Source organism: Noviherbaspirillum sp. UKPF54 (assembly GCF_007874125.1).
In the GTDB taxonomy this organism is placed as follows: Bacteria; Pseudomonadota; Gammaproteobacteria; order Burkholderiales; family Burkholderiaceae_D; genus Noviherbaspirillum.
The window spans coordinates 2620719-2641800 of sequence record NZ_CP040128.1 but is presented as its reverse complement, the minus strand read 5'-3'; the positions used below and the strand labels follow the sequence as shown (position 1 = coordinate 2641800).

The following is a 21082-nucleotide window of genomic DNA, read 5'->3' as shown; positions in this document are numbered from 1 at the left end:
TTTGCCGGCAGCAGTATTTACACAAATGAGTTGCCTAGGAGCGGTTATGGCCTTGGGAAAGTGGGAGCAGCGATCACATGGCAGCGGCGCTCATTACTGCGCTGCGCTTGCCTTCGCATTCCTGCTGCATTACCTGCTCACGCCAGCCGAAGTCGCCCGCGGGCAAGGATCGATGCCAGCAGATCAGATACGCGCTGTTGCAGGTGGACTATGCGCATTCGTCGCCGGCTTGAGCGCGGTGCGCGAAACCGGCTTCTACCGCCTGGTGCCGCCGTTGCTGTTCCTAAGCGCATGGGTTTTGGTGCTGAACTGGCCACCGGCGTCCTGGTATGTCCTGGCGTCCCTGGCCTTCATCTGGTTCGGCGCCGTGATAGCGGCTGGATTGGTCCATGGCGGTCTGCGGCCGGTCTTGCTGCGGTCGCTCGACTTCCTGCTGGCGGCCTGGCTTATTTCATTTGCCGTGCAGTTCGCTCTCTATATCGGCGGGGGCATCATCGTCGATGTCCATCAGATCTTCCACCCGTACAGCGAGGCCCGCATTTCCTCCGGCTGGGACGACGGCCTGTTGCGAATGACGGGTGTCCATATCGAGCCCGGAACCTATTCGAACTGGGTGTATGGACTCGTGTTCTTGCGTGGCGTAGCGAGAAGGAAATTTTTCGACTTCTTCAGCGTGGTGGCGATCGCCTCCACGCTGCTGACCTTCTCCTTCTGGGGGATCCTGTCCGCATCGATTTATCTCTTCGCGGCCTGCATGTCCTCGCTCTCGGTCGTGCGCTCAAGTACCTTGTTCAAGCTGCTTGGCATCGCCGTTGTCGTTGTAGGGGCGTATGCCTTCGTGGCAGACCTTGGGATGGACGAAGTCACGGAATATCTCTATCAGCGCTCGACCATGGGAGACAGTTCCGGAGACTCGAAGCTACGCGCCTACGGCGGCTTTTTGCACGAATTCGACGAAATCCTCGTGCTCGGCAAGCCTCTTGACCATGATTTTTGCGACGGATGCGAATCGCCCCAGGATGCCGGTGTGCTGCTCAACGCCATCATCCTGCTCGGCCTGCCGGTCAGTCTTGCCGTGTTTGGAATCGCAGGTTACACCGCGTATGCAATAGGGCGGCTGTCCGGCCTGCTGGCTTATCTCCCTCTGCTCTTTGGAAAGTTCTATGTCTATGAGCCGATCCTCTGGCTGATCTTCTGCACATGCATTCTGACCGTCTGCGTGCTTAGGGAAAGTTCACGTGGGCTGGGAAGACACCTGCCTTCATTTTCCTCCATCCTTCCAGGAAGATAAAAATGTCTATCTCGTCGCCTTCGCACCAGATTCGTGAATTTTCTGTCCTGTTGCCCGTGTATGCGGGAGAAACCTCCGGGAACCTTGAGAAATGCATGAACAGCATCGCAGCGTCGACCTGCTTGCCCCGACAGGTGGTCGTGGTGGAAGATGGGCCTCTTCCTGCCGAGCTGCACAGGGCAATCGATGCCTATCATGACATTCTGCCGCTCGACCACGTCCGCCTGCGTCAGAATGTCGGCCTCGCAGAGGCGTTGAATGCAGGGCTGCAGGAGTGCGAATGCGACAACGTGGCACGCTGCGATGCCGACGACGTCAATCGGGCTGATCGCTTCCAGCGGCAAATCGATGTGCTGGGCAAGCATGCGGAAATCGGAATCGTCGGCAGTGATACCACCGAGTTTGATGCGGAGGACGGAACCTGGCGTGCGGGAAGGCGACTGCCCGCGTCTCCCGACGCTTTGGAGAGATTTGCCCGCATGCGCAATCCGCTTAACCATCCCACGATCATGTACCGGCGCAGCGTGATTCTGTCCGTCGGCGGTTATCCGAATTTCCACGGCCTTGAAGATTACGCATTGTGGGTAAGGTGCCTGCTGCGTGGAGTCAAGATCATGAATATCCCGGAGCCGCTTGTGCATATGCGCGTCGGTTCTTCCCAGTTCGGCCGGCGGCGCGGCGTTCGTTACGCGAGGGCGGAACTGGCGCTGGCCAGATCGTTTTATGAAAGCGGCTTTCTTGATCTGCGCGGATACCTGTGGTTCCTGGCGAGCAGGATCCCTGTGCGCATGCTCCCGACACCGCTCGTGGCCCTGGTGTATCGCAGCATGCTGCGCTAGGCCGGCAACCGGCATTTATGCGATTGATCCAGGCAACCCGAAAGGAATCGATATGTGCGGCATCGTAGGATTTTTCTCGGAAAAGCCCGTTGTGGCCAGCCCGATTGTGCAGATGAATCGCCTGCTTCGTCATCGCGGACCGGACGACGAAGGTTATCTGCTGCGTACTGCCGCTGGCGGCAGGCTGCTGCCGTGCCGGGGCATTGACACGCCGCGCGGGGAGGCCGCTTTCGCATTCAGTCCCGAGAGTGATGTCGCGGCACACGGAAATGAGTCGGTCCGCATGGCATTCGGCCACCGGCGCCTGGCCATCGTCGATTTGACCGAGGCAGGGCACCAGCCGATGTGCACGCCAGACCGGCGCTTGTGGATCGTCTACAACGGCGAAATCTACAACCATGTGGAGTTGCGACAGCGGCTCACCGCATGCGGCCATCGCTTTCTTGGCGAATGCGATACGGAAGTTATCCTCGCAGCGTATCAACAGTGGGGCAGCGAGTGCCTGCATCAGCTGAAGGGAATGTTTGCGTTCGCGATCTACGACGCGCATGCCGATGCGCTGTTCCTCGCGCGTGACCGTTTTGGAATCAAGCCGCTATATTATTGGGCTGCGCCTAACGGCGTCCTTTGTTTTGCATCGGAAATCAAGGCGCTGACCGCCTTTCCAGGCTGGCATGCTCGCCTCAACGCGCAGCGCGCTTATGATTTCCTGGTCTGGAGCGTCAGCGATCATACGGATGAAACCCTGTTTGCAGGCGTTTATCAACTGCGCCCGGGCCACTGTGCAATGGTGACCGGCAAGGACGTGCGGACGGATGCAGAGGGACGAATAAGAACCCTGCAATGGTATGACTTGCAGCCGCAGGATTTTACCGGCGACTTTGCCGATGCCTCGGCACAATTTCGCGAGCGCTTCTGCGAAGCAGTTCAACAGCACCTGCGCGCTGACGTTGCGGTCGGCTCCTGCCTCTCCGGCGGTCTCGATTCCTCTTCCATTGTTTGCGCCGCACATCGCTTGCTGGCAAGCCAGGGAAGCCGTCACTTGCAGGTCAGCTATTCGGCATGTGCGAGGGACGAAGCCATCGATGAACGCAAGTGGGTCGAGCAGGTGGTCGCGTCCATCGGTATTGATGCGCACTATGTCTATCCGGACGTCACACAGTTGCTTGACGAGCTGGAGCGCATTACCTGGCACCAGGACGAACCGTTCGGCTCGACCAGCATCTTTGCCCAATGGTGCGTGTTCCGGCAAGCGTCCGGCGACGGCGTCAAGGTCATGCTCGACGGCCAGGGCGCCGACGAGCTGCTGGCCGGATATCACGCATTTTTCGGCCCACGGCTCGCCGGCATGTTCCTTGACGGCAGTTGGGCGTCCCTGTTGCAGGAGATGCGCGGCATGCGCCGCATGCATGGTTATTCGACATTCCAGCTGCTGATGCGCGCCGCCGATGCGATGCTGCCCGAGCGCCTGCGGCAGCCATTGCGTGCCTATGCCGGAAAATCCTTTGCCAATCCTTCCTGGCTCGACCTGGGCGCACTCGGCACCCGACAGGAAGACCCGTTTGCCCGGCGCCGCTCGATGCATCGGCCTGGCGTGATGGCGACTTCGCTGATGCAGCTGACGTCGTCCAATCTGCAAATGCTGCTGCATTTTGAAGACCGCGACTCCATGGCGCATTCCATCGAATCGCGCGTTCCCTTTCTCGACCATGAGCTGGTCGAGTTTTCGCTTGGGCTGCCTGACGAGTACAAGCTGTCCAGGGGAGTCACGAAGCGCGTGCAGCGCGCCGCCATGGATGGCATTCTTCCCGCCCCCGTTCGAGACCGCGTCGACAAGATCGCCTTCCAGATGCCGGAAGAGACCTGGATGCGGCATCATGGCGCGCCGGCTTTCCGGGACCGGCTGGCGCAGGCAGCGGAAGCTAGCCAGGGAATCCTCACCGATCATGCACTGGCGGCGTTCCAGGATATGGAAAGCGGAAAGTCCAGATACAGCTCAATGATCTGGCGCATGGTCAGTTTCGGCGAATGGATCAGGACGTTCTCGGTCGACGTCCGGCCTGTACGGGAAAGCGCGGGGGCGTGTGCCGCCTCCGACAGGCTGCCCGCAGCGCGTGTCGCATGACCCGCGGTCGCGCAGCCATGTGCCGAGCACATCTTGCACAAGGCTTACGCAGCGGTGCGCCCCGATCATGGATGGCCTTGCTGGCCAAGATCGTCATCGTCGCGGCAGGGCCGGGGCAACTCGCGCATGCCGCTGTTCCCGTGCCGGACCGTCCTTGCGAACTTGTGACGTACCAGCGGCAGATGCAGGGGGAGGTCCGCACCTATGCGTTCGACGGTTCACGCCCGTTTATCAATCCCGGCACCGGCAAACCCGACGTGGCGTACCTGGACTTCGACGGCAGGGGGCTGAGCGACGACCAGATTACCAACGGTGGTTCGAATACGGCGCATATCAGCAAGGTGTTCGACCCCGTGGGAGGCCAACCTGTCACCCGCGTGCAGGTTTTTCCGGAAGACCGGCAGCGCTTTGGCTACCGCACCCAGCTCAATGCCTATGCCATCGAGCCTTACCGGCACTATGTATATGAACTGGAATTCAAACTCGATCCGCAATGGAACTTCGAGATGCCGGAAGGCGCGGGAGTGCTATGGCAGGTGAAGGGGCATGCCAAACCCTATCAGACCGGTCATGCGGTCATGTCGCTCGGCGTCGTCGGCCATGAATTGCGCTTCACGGTGCTGTATCCCGCCGCCGCAAGACGGGCGCGACAATGGCCGTCGCCGGTCGCCTGGGGCAGGGACGACTATGCAAGGGTAGCGTTCCCCGTGCGTCCTATCGACGCCGGGCGCTATCACCGGGTACGTATTGCGTTCTATCCCGATGACCGGCCGCGCCGTTTTGGCGGCAAGGGTTATGCGCGTTTGTGGCTGGATGGCCGGCCATGGATACGCTACGCGGGGCCGACCTTGCATCCGGACCAGCTGGGGCCGCATCGCGTCGACTTCGGATGGTACCAGTGGGCAGGCAGGCCGCAATCCGTGCGCACGGTCTACTTCCGCACTGCGCACCTTTATGAACGGCGCCGCTGTATGTGAATGCAATTCACGCGGCATCACAACGGTTACACGTCAAAACAACAAGGAGTTGTGCGATGGAAGATATGCTCGTTTCGGTACTGATGGCGGTAAAGAACGAAGCGGAATACATCAGGGAAGCAATAGAAAGCGTACAGCGGCAAAGCCACCCCTCTGTGGAAATCATCGTTGTCGATGACCATTCGGATGACGCCACCTGCGCCATCGTGGAGACGATCGCAGCGTCCGACAGCCGCATCGTCCTGGGACGATCGCGCGGTCACGGCAAGGTCAGCGCATTCAATCTGGCATGGGAAATGTCGCGCGGCGACGTTGTCGTGCTGTTTGCCGGAGATGACGTGATGCCGGAAGACTCGATTGCGAATCGTGTGCACCTGCTGCATGAGCGCAAACTGCCGGTATCCACCGGAAAGGTCAAATCATTCAGCACCGATGCCAAGTATGACGGCCTGATCCTGCCCCGCAACGGCCCTTCGCTGGGAGGCGGAGCGACGGCGTTTTCCCGTAAGTTCAGCAATCTGGTGTTCCCCATTCCCGAAGTGCTTCCCAACGAGGATTCGTGGACAAAGCTGCACATCGAGGCGTTTGCTGAGGGCGTCGCATGGAACGACAAGATCGTGTCTTACTATCGCATCCACGAGGGCAACTCCATGGCCTTCGGCGCGCCGTTCCAGACCAAGCGCTCGGTGCTCGACCGGCGGGGCATGGTGTACGACCTCTTCCTCGAAAAATACAAGGACAGGCTGTCCGAAACGTTCCGCGCGCAGGTCGAGTCGCTCGCCCGGCTCAACCGCTTGCGGTCCGAGGGAAATGTGCTGGGCATCGCCCTCTTGCCACGCGTGCCGCTGAAGCAAAAGTCTGCGGCCATTTCGTATGCCAAACCGCTGCTGTATTCATTACGGGTTGCCCTCGAGCGGCATTTGCTCGGCAGGTAAGCGCAAGGACGTTTCCATCCCATGAGAGAAAAACATAAAGTCTTCGTCCGGCTGGCAGGCGGACTGGGGAACCAGATTTTCCAGATGGCGTTTGCCGTGCACCTGGCAAGCCGCGCCAACGCGCATCTCGTCTATTCGACTGCCGGCCTTGGCACATATGAATCCGTGCACGATTATGTGCTCGATGGCGTGCTGGACATGTCGTCCTATGTCACGTCCGCCTGGTACAGCAAATACATCGTGCCGTTGCGGATGCCACGGCTTCTGCCGCTATGCAGCCCGTACCTGACGCTGGCGTCGGACAGGAACATGGTATCGGTCATGAAACGGCGCCCGAGCCGTGTTCAGGTACTGGACGGATATTTTCAAGAGGTGCCTCTCGAATTGCTCAGGGCCTTGCCGCTGCTGCCGGCATTTCGTGCGCTCGAACCGGAAATGGCGGACACCGATCTGGTGATCCATGTGCGTGGCGGAGATTTCGTACGGCTGGGGTATACCGACAATCGCATCGACAAGTTCTATGCGGCTGCTCTGGCGCGGATAGGCAAGCACGGCGGGATTCAGAAGCCCGTCATCGTCACGGACGATGCGGAGTTTGTGGCAGGATTGCCATCCCTGCGCGGCATCGATATCCGATCGGAAGGGACAATACGGGACTTCGCCAGAATTTGCTTCGCGCAGAACCGGATATTCGGATCGTCCACGTTTGCGCTCAGCGCCGCCGCCATCGGTCAAACGCGAGGCATCAATGTCAGTACGGGCACGTGGCTCAAGGGTGAACCGCGCGCCATCTTTTTGGAGAACGAGTCAGCCATTCGACTTTGACTGCGCCAAACGAAAGCAGGATTCCGGCCTCCGTTTGGCGCATTGCAGTGCCCCGCTACATGCCGTTCGCCTATGCAGGCGGGCATGGCGAGCATCCAACTTACTTCACGTAGGCGTGTGCCGTCTTGAAGTAAATGGAACGTGTCGATGTAGGCTGTCCGCCCCAGTTGTACCAGCCGAAGTCCCAACGGTGGGGGCCGTTCTGGTCAGGATGCAGGTTGGGGCCCTTGTACTGGATCCAGAGCGCGCCGTCGAGATACACGTTGACATACCCCTGGCCGCCGAACTGCGGCGGACGGTCGTCGGCGAAGAATTCGATGCTCACCTTGTAGTAGCGCCCGGCCACAATCGGCTTGGTCGGGAAGTTGGTGGCGGCGTAGTCGTTGCTCGGCCATGTGAGGCTGGTGGGCCAGGTCGTCGCATTCAGCGCGCTATTGGGATACAGCACGGAGAAGTACAGATTGCTCCCGGTGACGCCCATGCTCATCACGGCGTGGCCATATTGGCCGGTCTTGGGCATGCCCTTCGTCTGCCACAGCAGTCCGTCGCCGGTCGCCATGTTGAACTGCCAGCTCGGATCCAGCTTGAACTCCAGATCATAGCGGTAGGTCTTGTAGGGCTCGAACGGGAAGTTGCTGTTTTGCGTGCGCCAGTTGTAGATCTGGGCATCGGACGGGAACACCTGGAAGCGTGTTGCCTGGGTGCCGTCGGCTTCCGTGACCTTCGAAATCCACGGCGAAATGCCGGCATTGGTGATCTCGTAATACTGCAGATATTGTGCGTTGTACAGCCAGTCGTGCATGTCGGATTGGCCGGTCGCCGGATCGACGAAGGGCGTGCTGCCGTCAAAATCGAATTTGCGCACGGCGCCGTCTGCGACGACGCTGTAGGTCGTCATGGCAGAAGCCGTCGGCGACGTCGTGGTAGTGGAATCGGTTGGCGCTGTTGTCGTGGTCGTAGTGGACGACGCCGGGTCCGTGGTTGTAGTGGTGGGTGTGGTAGTCGTCGTCGTCGACGTAGTACCACGCTTGCGCCACGACTTGGACGCGAGAGTAGAGTCTTGCGCGCTGTTGTCGCTCGTCGTGCTGCCGTCACCACCGCCGCCGCATGCGGAGAGCGTGAGAGCCAGGAGAACGGGAGCAAGGTAGGGTGCTGCTCGTTTTGTCTTTGAAATATTAGTCATGTGAAAACAGAGAAATCGCCTGAGCGGAACCCTCGTGAGTCGAAGGAGTTTTTATGTGGTGAAAAACTGCGAGCGTGTGCAACACGACGCGATGCTCTTCCATGCGGTGGAATTACCCTACAGACTTAATTCCTACAGGAAAGTTCCGAGTGGAAATATGAATTACGGCCGGTCGATTGCGGCCGTCATCATCAGCGGGTGGAAATTGAAGTGCCGCGCCAGGCGCGCGGGGGGGTGATTCGACGGCAGCAGCTACGCCGGACGTTGAAAAGGGATTGAAAATGGATTGAAAAAACAGATGCCAGGAGCGGAATGCAGCGGCTATTCATTGAAATTTTGTACTTATTTCAGCAGCGGATTGTTGCTACGCTAAGAAAATATAAATCGGAGGCATTTCTTGCGTCTCAGCTTTAAAAACGTCCTGGTCCTTGCGCCACATACGGACGATGGTGAACTCGGTGCGGGTGCCACCATCGCGCTGCTGATTGAACGCGGCGCGAATGTCAGTTACGCGGCGTTTTCGACGGCAGAGGATTCATTGGATCCGGAATTCCCCCCCGGTACGCTCGAACAGGAAGTGAAAATGGCGACTTCCAGGCTGAACATCAAGCCGGAAAATCTGCACATTTACCGCAATAAGGTCAGAGAGCTCGAATATAGGCGCCAGGAGATCTTGGATGAGATGATCCGTCTGCGGAAAAACAACTATGACCTGGTCCTGATGCCCAGCGTGCACGATATCCACCAGGACCACGAGGTGATTGCCAGAGAGGGATTACGCGCATTCAAGCAAACCACGATTCTTGGGTATGAACTGATATGGAATAACTTGAGCTTCAATACCTCGTGCTTTGTGCGGCTAGGCAAGCAGCACGTTGAAATGAAATGCGAGGCTTTGACCGCTTATAGGTCGCAGGCAGGCAGGCCATATATGACCAGGGATTTCATTATGTCCTTGGCCAAGGCACGAGGCGTGCAGATTGGTGCGGAATACGCGGAAAGTTTCGAGGTGGTGCGATGGGTGTTGTGACTGTCGCTGTCCATCAACCCAACTATCTTCCGTGGCTAGGATACTTCTACAAGATATCCAAAGCTGACGTGTTCGTTTTTCTCGACAACGTTCAATTCGAGCGAAGGGGATATTGCAGCCGTACGCGCATTATCGGGACGAATGGCGAAGAACTCTGGCTGACCCAGAATGTACAAAAGAGCCCCCGCGACAGCCTGATTCAGGACACAGTGTTTTCCGATCGGTTCTGGATCAAAAAACACCTGCGAACATTACAAGTCGCCTACCGCAAGGCACCGCATTTCGAGGTGGTTTTCCGCCGTATCGAAAGCTTGTTGCAGCCGGACATCGCGCATCTGCCGACATTTAACGGCTTGCTGATTCAGGAAATATGCCGATCGCTTGGCATCGGAACGCGCCTCCTGCATGCATCCCGGCTCGAGCTGGATACGGTCGCCACGCCCAGCGAACGCATCGCGCGCATCGTCCGTCTTCTGCGAGGCACTGTCTATCTTTCCGGTAGCGGCGCGAGGGCCTATAACGATACGGCGACATTTGCCAACAACGACATCGAGCTGACTTACAGCGACTTTGCAGTGTTCCCATATCCGCAACGCACGCAGGAATTCAAGGCGGGGTTATCGATCATCGATGCGCTCTTCCATCTCGGGTTCGAGGGAGTCGCTTCCTTTCTGCGGTCTTCCCATCAGTAGAGATTGAGCCCGATCAGTGGCTATGGCTGGCATGGCTATTCATCGAAATTTCATACTTATTTTTCGGAGGTCAGGTGTTTATAGTGTGCCGAGGGAAGATCTGCAGCAGATAGCGGCGTTGGAATCTGTACGGCATGTCATCGACTCGGAACATGCCAATCATGGCTCGTCCGGCATGTACTGAAGTGCGCGTCGTAAGGAGAGCGCCATCGCAGGTCGACGCAGAGCCACCGAAAATGAAAGGTTGCGCATGCAATATTCTGAAACTCCTGTTGCAGAAAAAAATGCCAGTAATACCGATAACGACCCGATGCAACCGGGTCACGAAGCGGCCATCCTGAAAAGACTGATTTCCTCCTTTGAAAACCGCAGGGCGACCATCGGCATAGTCGGCCTCGGCTACGTCGGCTTGCCACTGATGTTGACCTATGCCGGGACAGGATTCAAGGTGATCGGTTTCGATATCGATGCGGAAAAGGTCGAAAAGTTGAACCAAGGGCAGAGCTACATCGAGCACATCCGTTCGAAATCGATTCAGCAGGCGCGCAGTGCCGGATTTGAAGCGACCACTGATTTTTCGCGCGCGTCCGAACCGGATGCGCTGATCATCTGCGTTCCGACTCCGCTTAACGCTTATCGCGAACCTGACCTGAGTTTCATACTGAACACGGCCGATGCGCTGGTGCCGTATATGCGGCCGGGGCAAATCATGTCGCTGGAAAGCACGACCTATCCGGGGACGACAGAAGAAGAGCTGCTGCCGCGGATCGAAGCGCAGGGCTTGAAGATAGGCGAAGAGGTTTTTCTGGTGTACTCGCCCGAGCGCGAAGACCCGGGAAATTCCGAGTTCAACACGCGCGCCATCCCCAAGATATGCGGCGGCGTCACTCCAGCCTGCCAGCAGGCCGGCATCGCGTTATACGGCGCGGCGGTGGAAAGAGTGGTCCCGGTCCGTTCCACCCGCACCGCGGAGCTGACCAAGCTGCTGGAAAACATCCATCGTGCCGTCAATATTGGTCTTGTCAATGAGATGAAAATCATCGCGGACAAGATGGATATCGATATTTATGAAGTCATTCATGCCGCAGCGACCAAGCCATTCGGTTTTACGCCTTATTTCCCGGGGCCGGGCCTGGGCGGGCATTGCATCCCGATCGACCCTTTTTACCTGACATGGAAGGCCCGCCAATATGGTGTGCATACGCGTTTTATCGAGTTGGCCGGGGAAATCAACAACGACATGCCGCAATGGGTTGCCAACAAGGTTGCCGATGCCTTGAATTCCTGCGGCAAGTCCATCAACGGCAGCAGGATATTGGTGCTCGGTATCGCGTACAAGAAAGACGTGGACGACATGCGCGAATCCCCATCAATAAAACTGATGGAGCTCCTGCAAAAAAAAGGGGCGGAAGTCGCCTATTCCGATCCCCACGTGCCGATTTTTCCCAAGATGCGCGCGCACCATTTCATGCTCAATAGCGTTGAACTGACGCGTGAATCCATCGCCTCCTATGACTTGCTTCTTCTGGCGACCAATCACAGTGCGTTTGACTACGATCTGATCCAGAAACACGCGAAGCTGATTGTCGATACTCGGGGCGTTTACCTGGACAAACTGGCCAACGTGGTCAAGTCGTGACAGAGAGGGAGGCACACATGATATCGTCTGCGTTTGGCAAACGGATTACCGATCGTGAAATCCGCTTCGCGCTGGTTGGTTGCGGCAGGATCGCAAGAAATCATTTCAGCGCGATCAAGCATCACGGCGACTCTTGCAGACTGGTCGGCATCTGCGATATCGAATCGGAGGCGCTGGAACGGGCTGCCGAACTGACCGGCGCCACCCCTTACCGTAGTCTCGACACGATGCTTGCGGATTGCAAGGCAGACGCCGTTATCCTGACCACTCCGTCAGGTCTGCATCCGTGCCAGGCAATCAAGGTTGCACAGTCGGGAAGGCATGTGATTACCGAAAAGCCGATGGCGACCCGATGGGATGACGGAAAGCGCATGGTTACTGCATGCGATGATGCGCACGTACGTTTGTTCGTGGTGAAACAGAACCGCCGCAACGCTACCCTTCGATACCTGAAACAGGCAATCGAGAAGAAGCGCTTTGGTCGGATACACATGGTTAACCTGAATGTGTTCTGGACACGCCCGCAGGAGTATTACGATAGCGCCGTGTGGCGCGGCACATGGGAATACGATGGCGGTGCATTCATGAATCAGGCAAGCCATTATGTAGACCTGCTGAACTGGCTCATTGGCCCGGTCGAAAGCCTGCAAGCGTATACCGCGACGCTGGAACGGGATATCGAGGTCGAAGATACCGGGGTGATGAGCCTGCGATGGCGTAACGGCGCGCTGGGATCCGTCAACGTGACCATGCTGGCTTACCAGAAAAATTTCGAGGGAAGCATCACTGTTCTGGGTGAACGAGGAACGGTTCGCATAGGAGGGGTGGCGCTTAACCAGATAGACCACTGGGAATTCGCCGATGCGTCTGAGGCTGAAGAAAATGAAAGAGTCAAGGAGTCCAGCTACGCAACCGATTCTGTCTATGGTTTCGGGCACATTCAATACTATGAAAACGTCATCAGGGTGCTGCGCGGCGAGGTCGAGCCGGAAACGGACGGGCGGGAGGGCCTGAAAACTCTTGAGATCCTGATTGCGACCTATCTGTCTGCCAGAGACGGAAAACGTGTTGCATTGCCACTGGAATACTGAGATGGACATCGAGATTCATCCAACGGCAATTGTCGACAAAGGCGCGGAGATAGGGAGGGGCACACGCGTCTGGCACTTTTCCCATGTATGCGCGGGCGCGCGCATAGGCGACAACTGTTCGTTGGGGCAGAACGTCTACGTGGGCAATGACGTCGAGATCGGCAATAACGTCAAGATACAGAATAACGTCTCCGTCTACGATGCCGTCACGATAGAGAGTGATGTCTTTTGCGGACCAAGCATGGTCTTTACCAACGTGTATAACCCGCGTTCCGAAGTGGCGCGCAAGGACCAATACCGAAAGACGCTGATCAGGCGAGGCGCAACGCTGTGCGCCAATGCGACGATCATTTGCGGTGTCACCGTGGGTAAATATGCCTTTGTCGCCGCCGGTGCGGTGGTCAACCGCGATGTGCCCGATTTTGCGCTGATGGCAGGCGTTCCTGCGCGGAAAATCGGATGGATGAGTCGCTATGGCGAACGGCTAGAGCTCCCGGTCGCCGGCAATGGCGAAGCGATATGCCCGCACACGGGCGAACAATATGTCCTGCGGGATGGCGTTTGCACACTCGTCGGAACATCGGATCAATAACGACATTCTCCGAAAAATGGAATTCATCGATCTCAAGACGCAATATCAAGAACTGAAAAAAAGCATCGACGAACGCATTCAGACCGTTCTGGATCATGGGCAGTACATCATGGGCCCGGAGGTACATGAACTGGAAAGCCGCTTGGCCGAGTACACCGGTGCTAGCCATTGCATTACCGTTGCATCCGGAACCGAGGCCCTGCTGATTTCGCTCATGGCGGTCGGCGTCGGAGAGGGCGACGAAGTCATCACTACCGCTTTTTCTTTCATCGCAGCGGCTGAAGTGATTGCACTGCTTGGCGCAAAGCCGGTTTTTGTCGATATCGAGCCTGAGTCCTGCAATATCGACGTCGACCTGATCGAGACGAAGATCACGTCCAAGACCCGGGCAATCATGCCGGTCTCGCTCTACGGGAAACCGGCCGACATGGACCGGGTCAATGACATTGCGAACAAGCATGGCCTGGTCGTCATTGAAGATGCGGCTCAGAGTCTAGGCGCTACTTACAAGGGGAGAAAGAGCGCTAATCTTTCCACGATCGGCTGTACCAGTTTCTTCCCCAGCAAACCGCTCGGCTGTTACGGCGATGGCGGCGCGATCTTCACCAGCGACGGCGAACTCGCCCAGGTCATGCGCGAGATTCGCGTTCATGGGCAATCGCGCCGTTATGTCCATTCCCGTATCGGAGTCGGCGGCCGCATGGATACGCTCCAATGCGCTGTCGTTCTGGCCAAACTGGAACGCTTTGACTGGGAGCTGGAGCAGCGGCGGAAGATCGGCGCACTGTACGACGAATTGTTCGGAAACCGGGTTTGGAGGAATCGTCGGGATTCCGGCTACGAGAGCGCATTTGCGCAGTACACCATTGGGGTGGAAAACCGTGAAGCGGTGCAGGCAGCCCTGAGAGAGAGGGAAATCCCGACGGCTGTGCATTATCCGATACCGATCCCCTTGCAACCTGCGTATGCGCAGTTCGGCGATGAGGACCAATTTCCAGTAGCAGTGGATATGGCAAGAAGAGTGATCAGCCTGCCGATGGGCCCGTACATGCAACCCAATGTGGTGCGCTATATCGCGGAGTCCGTGTTGAGCCAGATCCGTTGTTAGTGCTGCTTCAACTTGACGACTGCTATGGTGGCAAAGCAAGTTCTTGACAGCCCGCGGGTTCAGGGCGGGCTTGCTGAGATTCTCTTGCAACTGGTGTATGCGAGCGCAAGAAGAGGGCGCAGCGAGGAGCGGCAAGAGAGTAAATATTACCGAGAGCCGCCTTCTCTTATGCTAATAAAATGAGCCCCAGAACATATCTCAAGGGTAACAAAACACGTCCGTCGAGACCTGTAAACGCGGGGCTGTGCATGGTAGTGTGATTTAGGCACTCGTAAGGAGACTGCTTGTGCGTAGTTACACTCTAATCACACGAAAATGTAATCAATCAAGGGAAAAGAAGCGCGAGGAACTAAAAGGGGATGTCGTAAATCCTTGAATTTATTAGGATTACTTGGTGGAGCGGAGGAGGATCGAACTCCCGACCTTCGCATTGCGAACGCGACGCTCTCCCAGCTGAGCTACCGCCCCATAACGAAGGATTTTATTGGCTAGCGCGTTCCGATGCAAGTGGTTAAGAACAATGTAATACTTGTCTTCAAAAAGCCGCTTTAACCCGTTGAATCTGTTGACGCAAATTCAGTTGCCCCACTATAGTTGCGGGATGCTTTCCGAATTTCATCAACTCTCCGAAAAAGTCGACCAGCTGGCTGAGCTGGCGCAGTCCTTGCGCCGTGAAAATGCCGATCTGCGCTTGACGTTGGCTTCGCTTACCTCCGAGAACGCGGATCTGTCGCGGCGCATTCACGAGGCGTATCAACGCGTCGCCTTACTGCTGGAAAAAATCCCGGCATCGCATGAAAGCGAGGAGGCGGTATGATCCAGCTCGACGTGTCGATCATGGGACAGGCCTACAAGCTCGCGTGCAGGGAAGGCGAGGAGTCGGCATTGCGCGAAGCCGTCGCTTATCTCGACGAGAAAATGTGCGCGATCCGCGACGCCGGAAAGATCAAGGGCAACGACCGCATCGCGGTGATGGCGGCGCTGGGCATCGCGGCCGAACTGCTGGCGACAAAGTCCGCGGAAGGGCCGTTCGCCGACATGACGCTGGCCGAAATCAATCAAAAAATTGCGGCAATGCATGCCGTGATTGACGTTGCGCTGGCACCGCAGGAAAACCTTTTTTGAACAGAAAAGTTTTGTCGAAAAGCGCTCAAAGCCTTTGACATACAGCCTGATTCAGGTACACTAAAAACCTCCTGCCGTGTTCGCGATTGCCATATATTCCTTGAACCAATATGTGAGCATAGGTCGCGGAATTTTGTTTGATGGGCGCGCTTCGTCGCTAGTCCGATGAACCCGAAATTGAACTAACTGTGACCACCTTGAACCGCTAGGTTCGGGATGCCGGCAAAGACGGCACAGGCGGGACTAATTCACAAGCGGCTGCATTCGTGCAGCCGCTTTTTTATGCGCGCCGTTTGCCGCGATCGACTCACGCGATCTTCCCGACTATGCAGTACTGGCTGATGAAATCCGAACCGGATGAAGCAAGCATCGACGATGTGCTCGCCGCGCCCGGCCAGACAGTGGCTTGGGTTGGCGTGCGCAACTATCAGGCGCGTAATTTCATGTGCGATGCGATGCATGTCGGCGACGGTGTGCTGTTCTATCACTCCAGCTGCGCCGAGCCCGGCATAGCAGGGCTGGCTGAGGTGGCCAGCACGCCTTATCCGGACGGCACGCAGTTCGATCCGAAGAGCAAATATTTCGACCCTAAGGCTTCGCGCGAGAATCCGCGCTGGATGCTGGTCGATGTGCGCGCCACTAGGAAAACAAGGTTGTTGACGCTGGCCGAATTGCGAGCGCATCCCGAGTTGGCGGACATGCAAGTCCTTCGGCGCGGCAACCGCCTTTCCATCACGGCGGTCACGCCCGAGGAATGGCGGTGTATCATCCGGCAACTTAGTTGAACTGAGAAAAATTTCACATGGATATCTCGCTCGTGGCCGCGCTGCTCGCGCTGGGCGCCGCGGTCGGATTTGCCGCCGGCTTGCTCGGCGTCGGCGGCGGCATGCTGCTGGTGCCGTTCATGACGATGCTCTTCGCGGCGAAGGGGTTCCCGCAGGAGCATATCGTCCACATGGCGATCGCCACGTCGCTGGCGACCATCATGTTCACCTCGATCTCTTCCGTGCGCGCGCATCATGCGCGCCGCGCGGTGTTGTGGCCGGTGGTGAAGCTGCTGGCGCCAGGCATCCTGATCGGTTCATGGATCGGGCCGTGGATCGGCGCACACTTGAATTCGTCGACGCTGGCTCTGGCATTCGCGGTATTCGTGGCATTTTCCGGCACCCAGATGCTGCTCGATAAAAAGCCTGCGGCTGCGCGCCAGTTGCCTCAGGCGCCGGGCATGTTCGCCGCAGGCGGCGCCATCGGCGTGCTGGCGGGCCTGGTGGGCGCCGGCGGCGGCTTCGTGTCGGTGCCGTTCATGACCTGGTGTAACGTCAAGATTCACAATGCGGTGGCCACCAGCGCCGCGCTCGGCTTTCCGATCGCGCTGGCCGGCACGCTGTCGAACGTCTACTTCGGCATGAAGGTGGCGGATTTGCCGGCCTCGTCGCTCGGCTTCATTTACCTGCCGGCGCTGCTGGTGATTTCGCTGGCCAGCGTCAGCACCGCGTCGCTGGGTGCGAAGACCGCGCACAGCCTGCCGGTCAAAACCCTGAAAAAGGTGTTCGCGCTCCTGCTGTATTCGCTGGCCTCGTACATGCTGTACAAGGCCTTCGGGTAAGCCGCTTCAGCTGCCGGCGAACCGTTCGCGCAGCACGTTCTTTTGCACCTTGCCCATCGCGTTGCGCGGCAGGTCGGGCACGAAGTGCACGCGCTTGGGAACCTTGAAGTTGGCGAGACGTTCCTTCAGGTAGGCCAGCACGTCGACCTCGGAAACGGTCGAATCGGGCTTCACGACCACCACCGCAGTGACCGCCTCGCCGAAGTCCTGGTGCGGCACGCCGATCACGGCCGACTCGACCACGCTGTCGATGTCGTCGATGACCGCTTCGACCTCCTTCGGATAGACGTTGTAGCCGCCGGTGATGATCAGATCCTTGCTGCGCCCGACGATGGACAGGTAGCCGCGGGCGTCGAACTTGCCCACGTCGCCGGTCTGGAAATAGCCGTCCTGCGTGAATTCCTCGGCAGTCTTTTCCGGCATGCGCCAGTACCCCTTGAACACGTTCGGCCCCTTGACCTGGATGTCGCCGATTTCCTCCGGCGCGCACGGCGTGCCGCCGCTTTTCACCACGCGCACCGAGACGCCCGGCAGAGGCAGGCCCACCGTGCCGCCGGTGCGCTCGCCGTCGTATGGGTTGGAGGTCAGCATCGTGGTTTCGCTCATGCCGTAGCGCTCGAGGATCGTGTGCCCGGTGCGCTGTGCGAATTCGGTGAAAGTGTCGGCCAGCAGCGGAGCCGAGCCCGAGACGAACAGCCGCATGTTGCTGCATACGTCGCGCCCGAATGCGGGATCGGCCAGCAGCCGCACGTAATAGGTCGGCACGCCCATGAACACGGTGGCACGCGGCAGATGCCGGATCACTTCGGCGCTGTCGAACTTCGGCAGGAAGATCATCTTGCTGCCGCTTAGCAGGGCGCCATGCGACGCGACGAACAAACCATGCACATGGAACAGCGGCAGCGCATGCAGCAGCACGTCGCCCGCTTGCCAGCGCCAGTAGTCGTGCAGGACTTCGGCGTTCGACGCGAGGTTGCGATGCGTGAGCATTGCGCCCTTGCTGCGGCCGGTGGTGCCGGAAGTGTAGAGGATGGCGGCGAGCTCGTCCGGGTCCTTGTCTACGGTGTCGAAGCTGTTGGACTGGTGCGTAGCGCGCACCAGCAGCGAGCCGCTGCGGTCGTCGCCGAGTGTAAACACATGCTTCGTGCCGCCCGCGAACGCGATTTGCGATACCCAGCCGAAATTTTGCGGAGAACACACGACGACCGAAGGCGCCGCGTCATCGATGAAATAGGATATTTCCGCGGCACGGTACGCCGTATTCAGCGGCAAGTAGACGAAGCCGGCGCGTATGGTCGCCAGATAGAGCATCAGCGCTTCCGGCGACTTGTCGACCTGCGCCGCGATGCGTGCGCCTGCCGGCAGGTTCAGTCCGGCCAGCAGGTTGGCCAGCTTCGCGGTCGCGCGGTCGAGGTCGTTCCATGAATAGTAAAGGCCGTCGTGCGTCTCGATGCAGCACGCGGTCCGATCCTGCGGAAAATGCGCTTCGAACAGGGAGTACAGGTTCATTGTCATTTACCCGAGAAAACCGGCTTGCGTTTGCTGAGGAAAGTCTGCACGCCCTCGCGGTAATCCTGCGACGCGAGGAAGGCGAATGCTTCGTGCAGTTCCTGTTCGGTCAACGGCTGCGGTATCGGCGCCAGGCGCCGCACCAGTTGCTTGTTCATGCGCGCTGCCAGCGGCGCGCCCTGCGCGATGCGCTGCGCGCTCCTGCGCGCCTCCGCCGGGACATCGTCCGCCACGCGGTTCACCAAGCCCTTGTCTTTCGCTTCGGCGGCGCCGAACACCCGGCCTTCGAGCAGGATTTCCAGTACCACCGCCTTGCCGGCCAGCTGCAGCAGGTATTGCAGTTCGCCCGGCGCCAGCGGGAACCCCAGGCGGTTGATCGGGATGCCGAAGCGTGCGGTGGGCGCGGCAATGCGTATGTCGCACGCACAGGCGATTTCGAGGCCGCCGCCGACGCACACGCCCTCGATGGCGGCGATGGTCGGATGTCGGCACTGCGAAATCGCCGCCAGCGCCTGCGCGATGGTCTCGGTGTGATAGCGCATGCCTTGCGTCATCGTGTTGCGCACGGTCGAGAATTCCTCGACGTCGGCGCCGGCCGCGAAGTTGTGGCCGTCGCCGCGCACGATCACGCAGCGCAGCGAGTCATCCTCCGACAGCGCGGCAAAGGTCTGCGCCAGCGCATTCCACATCGCCACGTTGATCGCGTTGAGCTTGCGCGGGTTGGACAGCGTGACGGTGGCGACGACGTCCTTCTTTTCGAGTCGGATTTCTGCCATGGGAGCCTATGCGCACGGGAGGGAGTTGCGATGCATCCGGTAGGTGACAAGCAGCGTGATAGCGCCGAATGCGATCATCGGCAGCGACAGCATCTGGCCTGCCGAGATCGTGATCCCGGCGAATGCGACTTCATAATCCGGCGTGCGGAAATACTCGGTGAAGAAACGCGCCATCCCGTACAGCATGACGAACATCCCGCCCACGGCGAGCGGCGGGCGCGGCTTGCGTGCATAGATCCACAGGATGATGAACAGCAGGACGCCGTCGACCAGCGCCTGGTAGATCGGCGAAGGATGGCGCGGCAAGTTGTCGACGTTGGGCCAGATCATCGCCCACGGCAGCGACGGATCGGCCACGCGACCAGGCAGCTCGGCATTGATGAAGTTGCCGATGCGCCCCGCCGCATACCCGAGCGGCACCATCGGTGCGATGAAATCGTAGACATCGACTAGGCGCCGCCCCGCCTTGCGCGCCCACAGCCACATCGCCAGCAGCACGCCGAGGAATCCGCCATGGAAAGACATGCCGCCTTTCCAGACCGCGAAGATTTCCAGCGGATTGGAAAAATAATAGGCAGGGTTGTAGAACAGGACTTCGCCCAGGCGCCCGCCGATGACCACGCCCAGCACGCCATAGAACAGCATGTCGTCGAGGTGCTCGGCCTTCCAGCCGGCGGCGGCCATGTGCGGCTGGCGTGCGCGCACGCGGCCGAGCACGAGGAACTGGATGAAGGCGACAAGGTACATCAGGCCGTACCAGTGAACCTTGATTGGGCCGAGGGTGATCGCGATCGGGTTGGGAAGAGGGTGAACTAACATCTGCTTTTCTTTCGTAACAGTTCAAGAAAGCTGCGCAATACCGGTGATGCGTTGTCGCGGCGCCAGGCCAGGCCGGTGTCGACTTGCAGCGTTTTGTCCGCGAGCGGCTTGTATTCGACGCCGGGGCGTTTCAAATTCGACACCGATTGTGGCACAAGTGCGATCCCCATACCGGCCGAAACCAGACCGACGATAGTTTGCATCTGGATCGCTTCCTGGCCGATGCGGGGTGTCAAGCCGGCTTCGCGAAAGCAGCCGAGGATCGCGTCGTGGAAGGCGGGGGCGATACGGCGCGGAAAAATGATCAGCGGCATATCGGCGACCGCATCCAGCGTCACGCCGCTTTTGCCGCGCAAGGCCTTTGTGCCTTGCGGCGCGACCAGCACCAGCGGTTCCGACAGCACCGTCATGTAATCCATTTCGGCGCGCGCCTTGTCGTGCAGCGGCGGGATCAGCAAGCCGGCATCGATCCTGCCTTGCAGCAGGTCGTCGATTTGCACATCGGTCGTTGCTTCGCGCAGCTCGATCTGGACTTTCGGATAATGCTCGCGGAATTCGCGCAGCAGCGGCGGCAGCACGCTGTAATCGGCGGTCGACACGAACGACAGCGATAGCAGGCCCGATTCGCCGGATGCCGCGCGCCGCGCCAGGTCGGGCAGGGCGCCGGCCTGCTGCAGGATGCGGCGCGCTTCCGGCAGCAGCGCCGTGCCGGCCGGCGTGAGCGCTACGCTGCGCTTGGTGCGCACGAACAATGGCGTGCCCAGCGTGGCTTCCAGCGCCTGTATCGTCTGCGACAGCGGCGGCTGGGTCATGTGCAGGCGCGCGGCGGCGCGGCCGAAATGGCTTTCCTCGGCCACAGCCACGAAATAACGCAATTGCCGCAGTTCAATACTCATATGAAAATCGACTTAATGGGGAAT

Annotated in this window: 22 protein-coding genes, 1 tRNA gene and 1 other RNA gene; 18 read left to right on the top strand and 6 right to left on the bottom strand. The window is 58.9% G+C overall.

Translation table 11 applies throughout. The features are described from left to right. The first annotated feature begins 46 nt into the window (after nucleotides 1-46). The 6 genes from FAY22_RS12165 to FAY22_RS12140 all read left to right on the top strand — a co-directional run bounded on the left by FAY22_RS12165 (nucleotide 47) and on the right by FAY22_RS12140 (nucleotide 6992). Nucleotides 47-1291, top strand: a complete 1245-nt coding sequence (locus tag FAY22_RS12165) for a hypothetical protein (protein WP_146330451.1) — start codon at nucleotides 47-49, stop codon at nucleotides 1289-1291. 2 nt (nucleotides 1292-1293) lie between these two features. Beyond that, a complete protein-coding gene (locus FAY22_RS12160; protein ID WP_146330450.1) occupies nucleotides 1294-2130 on the top strand; it encodes a glycosyltransferase in 837 nt (278 codons plus the stop codon). A 52-nt stretch (nucleotides 2131-2182) separates the two neighbouring features. Continuing rightward, complete coding sequence (gene asnB / locus FAY22_RS12155; RefSeq protein ID WP_146330449.1) at nucleotides 2183-4255, top strand: asparagine synthase (glutamine-hydrolyzing); 2073 nt, start codon at nucleotides 2183-2185, stop codon at nucleotides 4253-4255. Nucleotides 4256-4326: 71 nt separating this feature from the next. Beyond that, nucleotides 4327-5232: a heparin lyase I family protein gene (locus tag FAY22_RS12150; protein WP_168204827.1), complete on the top strand. Its 906-nt coding sequence runs from the start codon at nucleotides 4327-4329 to the stop codon at nucleotides 5230-5232. Between the two features lie 56 nt (nucleotides 5233-5288). Further along, entirely contained in the window at nucleotides 5289-6167 is an 879-nt protein-coding gene (locus FAY22_RS12145) for a glycosyltransferase family A protein (protein WP_146330447.1), read from the top strand. An 84-nt stretch (nucleotides 6168-6251) separates the two neighbouring features. After that, entirely contained in the window at nucleotides 6252-6992 is a 741-nt protein-coding gene (locus tag FAY22_RS12140; RefSeq protein ID WP_146330446.1) for a hypothetical protein, read from the top strand. A 100-nt stretch (nucleotides 6993-7092) separates the two neighbouring features. On the opposite strand, the gene FAY22_RS12135 is transcribed toward FAY22_RS12140, so the two are convergent. After that, nucleotides 7093-7890, bottom strand: a complete 798-nt coding sequence (locus FAY22_RS12135; RefSeq protein ID WP_168204826.1) for a heparin lyase I family protein — start codon at nucleotides 7888-7890, stop codon at nucleotides 7093-7095. Here FAY22_RS12135 and FAY22_RS22145 point away from each other — a divergent pair. From FAY22_RS22145 to FAY22_RS12105, 7 genes are all read left to right on the top strand, one after another. Further along, nucleotides 7889-8140, top strand: a complete 252-nt coding sequence (locus FAY22_RS22145; protein WP_210411816.1) for a hypothetical protein — start codon at nucleotides 7889-7891, stop codon at nucleotides 8138-8140. The genes FAY22_RS12135 and FAY22_RS22145 overlap by 2 nt on opposite strands. A 432-nt stretch (nucleotides 8141-8572) precedes the next feature. Beyond that, nucleotides 8573-9205, top strand: a complete 633-nt coding sequence (locus tag FAY22_RS12130; protein WP_146330444.1) for a PIG-L deacetylase family protein — start codon at nucleotides 8573-8575, stop codon at nucleotides 9203-9205. Further along, a complete protein-coding gene (locus tag FAY22_RS12125; protein ID WP_146330443.1) occupies nucleotides 9193-9897 on the top strand; it encodes a WbqC family protein in 705 nt (234 codons plus the stop codon). Before FAY22_RS12130 ends, FAY22_RS12125 begins: the two co-directional genes overlap by 13 nt. Before the next feature lie 250 nt (nucleotides 9898-10147). Next, on the top strand, nucleotides 10148-11536 hold the full coding sequence (locus FAY22_RS12120; RefSeq protein ID WP_371417396.1) for a nucleotide sugar dehydrogenase: 1389 nt from the start codon (nucleotides 10148-10150) through the stop codon (nucleotides 11534-11536). Between the two features lie 17 nt (nucleotides 11537-11553). After that, nucleotides 11554-12627, top strand: a complete 1074-nt coding sequence (locus FAY22_RS12115) for a Gfo/Idh/MocA family protein (RefSeq protein ID WP_146330442.1) — start codon at nucleotides 11554-11556, stop codon at nucleotides 12625-12627. Between the two features lies 1 nt (nucleotide 12628). Beyond that, nucleotides 12629-13219 carry an acyltransferase gene (locus tag FAY22_RS12110; RefSeq protein ID WP_210411815.1) on the top strand — a complete coding sequence of 197 codons (591 nt, stop codon included), beginning with the start codon at nucleotides 12629-12631 and terminating at the stop codon, nucleotides 13217-13219. Between the two features lie 16 nt (nucleotides 13220-13235). Further along, nucleotides 13236-14327, top strand: coding sequence for a DegT/DnrJ/EryC1/StrS aminotransferase family protein (locus FAY22_RS12105; RefSeq protein WP_146330441.1), 1092 nt, complete (start codon nucleotides 13236-13238; stop codon nucleotides 14325-14327). Between the two features lie 392 nt (nucleotides 14328-14719). Here FAY22_RS12105 and FAY22_RS12100 read toward each other — a convergent pair. Then, nucleotides 14720-14795 (bottom strand) — tRNA-Ala (locus tag FAY22_RS12100). 61 nt (nucleotides 14796-14856) lie between these two features. On the opposite strand from FAY22_RS12100, the gene FAY22_RS12095 reads away from it, so the two are divergent. The 5 genes from FAY22_RS12095 to FAY22_RS12075 all read left to right on the top strand — a co-directional run bounded on the left by FAY22_RS12095 (nucleotide 14857) and on the right by FAY22_RS12075 (nucleotide 17058). Next, on the top strand, nucleotides 14857-15144 hold the full coding sequence (locus FAY22_RS12095) for a DUF904 domain-containing protein (protein WP_371417283.1): 288 nt from the start codon (nucleotides 14857-14859) through the stop codon (nucleotides 15142-15144). Next, complete coding sequence (locus tag FAY22_RS12090) at nucleotides 15141-15452, top strand: cell division protein ZapA (RefSeq protein ID WP_146330440.1); 312 nt, start codon at nucleotides 15141-15143, stop codon at nucleotides 15450-15452. Before FAY22_RS12095 ends, FAY22_RS12090 begins: the two co-directional genes overlap by 4 nt. Before the next feature lie 65 nt (nucleotides 15453-15517). Next, nucleotides 15518-15700: non-coding RNA, 6S RNA (gene ssrS, locus FAY22_RS12085), on the top strand. A 78-nt stretch (nucleotides 15701-15778) separates the two neighbouring features. Next, complete coding sequence (locus FAY22_RS12080) at nucleotides 15779-16237, top strand: EVE domain-containing protein (protein WP_146330439.1); 459 nt, start codon at nucleotides 15779-15781, stop codon at nucleotides 16235-16237. A gap of 17 nt (nucleotides 16238-16254) precedes the next feature. Then, nucleotides 16255-17058: a sulfite exporter TauE/SafE family protein gene (locus FAY22_RS12075; protein WP_146330438.1), complete on the top strand. Its 804-nt coding sequence runs from the start codon at nucleotides 16255-16257 to the stop codon at nucleotides 17056-17058. Nucleotides 17059-17064: 6 nt separating this feature from the next. Here FAY22_RS12075 and FAY22_RS12070 read toward each other — a convergent pair whose 3' ends face one another. From FAY22_RS12070 to FAY22_RS12055, 4 genes are read right to left on the bottom strand one after another with little or no spacing between them, the layout of a single operon-like run. Then, the gene (locus FAY22_RS12070) at nucleotides 17065-18573 is read right to left on the bottom strand and encodes a malonyl-CoA synthase (RefSeq protein ID WP_146330437.1); all 1509 of its coding nucleotides are present in this window, start codon (nucleotides 18571-18573) and stop codon (nucleotides 17065-17067) included. Continuing rightward, nucleotides 18570-19343 (bottom strand): enoyl-CoA hydratase/isomerase family protein, encoded by a 774-nt coding sequence (locus tag FAY22_RS12065; RefSeq protein WP_146330436.1) that lies wholly within the window; start codon nucleotides 19341-19343, stop codon nucleotides 18570-18572. The genes FAY22_RS12070 and FAY22_RS12065 overlap by 4 nt, the downstream gene beginning before the upstream one ends. Nucleotides 19344-19349: 6 nt before the next feature. Next, nucleotides 19350-20162: a prolipoprotein diacylglyceryl transferase gene (lgt, locus tag FAY22_RS12060; protein WP_146330435.1), complete on the bottom strand. Its 813-nt coding sequence runs from the start codon at nucleotides 20160-20162 to the stop codon at nucleotides 19350-19352. Next, a complete protein-coding gene (locus FAY22_RS12055; protein WP_146330434.1) occupies nucleotides 20156-21058 on the bottom strand; it encodes a LysR substrate-binding domain-containing protein in 903 nt (300 codons plus the stop codon). Before FAY22_RS12055 ends, lgt begins: the two co-directional genes overlap by 7 nt. Between the last annotated feature and the right edge of the window lie 24 nt (nucleotides 21059-21082).

Bases quoted from the DNA above. Each gene is read 5' to 3' on its own strand.
- FAY22_RS12165 (WP_146330451.1), top strand. From the start codon at position 47: ATGGCCTTGGGAAAGTGGGAGCAGCGATCACATGGCAGCGGCGCTCAT.
- FAY22_RS12110 (WP_210411815.1), top strand. From the start codon at position 12,629: ATGGACATCGAGATTCATCCAACGGCAATTGTCGACAAAGGCGCGGAG.
- FAY22_RS12140 (WP_146330446.1), top strand. From the start codon at position 6,252: ATGGCGTTTGCCGTGCACCTGGCAAGCCGCGCCAACGCGCATCTCGTC.
- FAY22_RS12055 (WP_146330434.1), bottom strand. From the start codon at position 21,058: ATGAGTATTGAACTGCGGCAATTGCGTTATTTCGTGGCTGTGGCCGAG.
- asnB (WP_146330449.1), top strand. From the start codon at position 2,183: ATGTGCGGCATCGTAGGATTTTTCTCGGAAAAGCCCGTTGTGGCCAGC.
- FAY22_RS22145 (WP_210411816.1), top strand. From the start codon at position 7,889: ATGGCAGAAGCCGTCGGCGACGTCGTGGTAGTGGAATCGGTTGGCGCT.
- FAY22_RS12125 (WP_146330443.1), top strand. From the start codon at position 9,193: ATGGGTGTTGTGACTGTCGCTGTCCATCAACCCAACTATCTTCCGTGG.
- FAY22_RS12120 (WP_371417396.1), top strand. From the start codon at position 10,148: ATGCAATATTCTGAAACTCCTGTTGCAGAAAAAAATGCCAGTAATACC.
- FAY22_RS12075 (WP_146330438.1), top strand. From the start codon at position 16,255: ATGGATATCTCGCTCGTGGCCGCGCTGCTCGCGCTGGGCGCCGCGGTC.
- FAY22_RS12105 (WP_146330441.1), top strand. From the start codon at position 13,236: ATGGAATTCATCGATCTCAAGACGCAATATCAAGAACTGAAAAAAAGC.
- FAY22_RS12115 (WP_146330442.1), top strand. From the start codon at position 11,554: ATGATATCGTCTGCGTTTGGCAAACGGATTACCGATCGTGAAATCCGC.
- FAY22_RS12080 (WP_146330439.1), top strand. From the start codon at position 15,779: ATGCAGTACTGGCTGATGAAATCCGAACCGGATGAAGCAAGCATCGAC.
- FAY22_RS12070 (WP_146330437.1), bottom strand. From the start codon at position 18,573: ATGACAATGAACCTGTACTCCCTGTTCGAAGCGCATTTTCCGCAGGAT.
- FAY22_RS12065 (WP_146330436.1), bottom strand. From the start codon at position 19,343: ATGGCAGAAATCCGACTCGAAAAGAAGGACGTCGTCGCCACCGTCACG.
- FAY22_RS12160 (WP_146330450.1), top strand. From the start codon at position 1,294: ATGTCTATCTCGTCGCCTTCGCACCAGATTCGTGAATTTTCTGTCCTG.
- FAY22_RS12135 (WP_168204826.1), bottom strand. From the start codon at position 7,890: ATGACGACCTACAGCGTCGTCGCAGACGGCGCCGTGCGCAAATTCGAT.
- FAY22_RS12090 (WP_146330440.1), top strand. From the start codon at position 15,141: ATGATCCAGCTCGACGTGTCGATCATGGGACAGGCCTACAAGCTCGCG.
- FAY22_RS12150 (WP_168204827.1), top strand. From the start codon at position 4,327: ATGGCCTTGCTGGCCAAGATCGTCATCGTCGCGGCAGGGCCGGGGCAA.
- FAY22_RS12145 (WP_146330447.1), top strand. From the start codon at position 5,289: ATGGAAGATATGCTCGTTTCGGTACTGATGGCGGTAAAGAACGAAGCG.
- lgt (WP_146330435.1), bottom strand. From the start codon at position 20,162: ATGTTAGTTCACCCTCTTCCCAACCCGATCGCGATCACCCTCGGCCCA.